This window comes from Vibrio sp. YT-17 (assembly GCF_033337375.1).
GTDB classification, from domain to species: Bacteria; Pseudomonadota; Gammaproteobacteria; order Enterobacterales; family Vibrionaceae; genus Vibrio; species Vibrio alginolyticus.
In genome coordinates this window covers 1-1395 of sequence record NZ_JAWOQP010000089.1, presented here as the reverse complement: position 1 = coordinate 1395, position 1395 = coordinate 1, and the positions used below count along the sequence as shown (strand labels likewise).

The 1395-nt window shown below is 42.7% G+C and carries 3 protein-coding genes; 2 read left to right on the top strand and 1 reads right to left on the bottom strand.

All coding sequences use genetic code 11. From position 1 onward, the window contains the following. Together R7F67_RS24065 and R7F67_RS24060 are read left to right on the top strand one after the other, a co-directional pair. Window positions 1-327, top strand: a 327-nt coding sequence (locus R7F67_RS24065) for a succinylglutamate desuccinylase/aspartoacylase family protein (RefSeq protein ID WP_318057440.1), incomplete at its 5' end; no start/stop codon positions are given. A gap of 211 nt (window positions 328-538) precedes the next feature. Continuing rightward, on the top strand, window positions 539-982 hold the full coding sequence (locus R7F67_RS24060; protein WP_005496270.1) for a hypothetical protein: 444 nt from the start codon (window positions 539-541) through the stop codon (window positions 980-982). A gap of 87 nt (window positions 983-1069) precedes the next feature. Here the strand turns inward: R7F67_RS24060 and R7F67_RS24055 are convergent, their stop codons facing one another. Further along, on the bottom strand, window positions 1070-1372 hold the full coding sequence (locus R7F67_RS24055) for a DUF3622 domain-containing protein (RefSeq protein ID WP_005455950.1): 303 nt from the start codon (window positions 1370-1372) through the stop codon (window positions 1070-1072). Between the last annotated feature and the right edge of the window lie 23 nt (window positions 1373-1395).

Here is a 1395-nt window from a genome sequence, read left to right as displayed (position 1 = left end):
ACCAGCTGGGTTAGAGCGCCAGGCAACGGTATTTTGCGCACGGTGGTGAACCTAGGCGATAAAGTAGAAAAAGGTGAAACCTTAGCTTACATCAGCTCACCCCTCGGTCACGATGAAATAGAGCTAAAAGCACCTAAAAGTGGTTTAGTGATCGGTCAGCAAACGCTGCCATTGGTAAACGAAGGCGATGCCATTTTCCACCTCGCATACTTCAGCCAAAGCGACGATGAAGTAGAACAAGCGGTAGAAAGCTACATTGAAGGATTAACTGAGTTTGACGTCGAACAGGTAACGACGGGACAAATCCCACTCGACACTCAGTCATAATTGCATGCTCTATGATCTCAAAGCCCAGTACCTGTTACTGGGCTTTTTTTGTTATGTTTACTCACCAATATTATTTATTACAAACACTTAAACATGAAAACTTAACGTTTGTGCTTCGTGTTTAGCTTATTTCAATTCATCTTGTTCACCGCACAATTGTACAGCGTTTTATTTATTCGTATTATGTTTTCTTTTTTGCTTGCACACATCTATGAATAAAACACAACTCATTGGTTGTTTGTTGGGACTTGGACTTTCTGCAAATCTCCTCGCTCAAGAATCTGAAAACATCGCTCAATACTTACAAGAACAAAGTCAACAACATTCACTAGAAGATCATTATGCTTCATCTGTTCCAGATGAACTCAACTTGGACGCGCAACGCTCAGAACTCAAATGGCGAGAGGAAGGCAAGCCAGATCATTGTTACCACACAAAAAATAACGCCGAGGTCACAACAGACTTTGACTACGGTGAGGCCAACGATCTTTCGGATGGCTTACATCATATTGATTTACCGCCTGTGCATACACGTAATAACAAATCATCTCATCGTGTTTACGCAAACAATCCTCACTTACTGCCTGGCAACCAACAGTTTGCCGCACCTTCCGAAGGCTCTTTTGGCTTCTCGGTTTCTTCTGACTGCTTATGAAAATGAGCCAACAAAAAAGCCCTGAAGAAAACTTCAGGGCTTTTTAGCATTACCGACAGATCGAAACATCAATCGGAATATATGCCATTATTCTTCGTCAGCTTCAGCTTCGCGTGCTTTACGAGCTTCTTCTTTGCGAACTTTTGCCGCAAGTTGCTCTGCTTCACGTTCTTGACGCTGTACAGCTTTACGCTCATTACGAACAACTTGGTTTTCGATGAAGCCCGCAAGTTCTTGTTCAGCCCAAGCTTGTGCTTTTTCTTCGCTGTCAAACCCAGTTTCACGTTTTGAAACCATTGTTTTGCGAGACGTTACTTGACGAGTGATTTCTGCGCTCCAGCCGTTACGTTTTTCAGTGACGCGGATAGCAAATTTTGGATTTTTAGACATCTATTTCAGTTCCTAAGGGATTA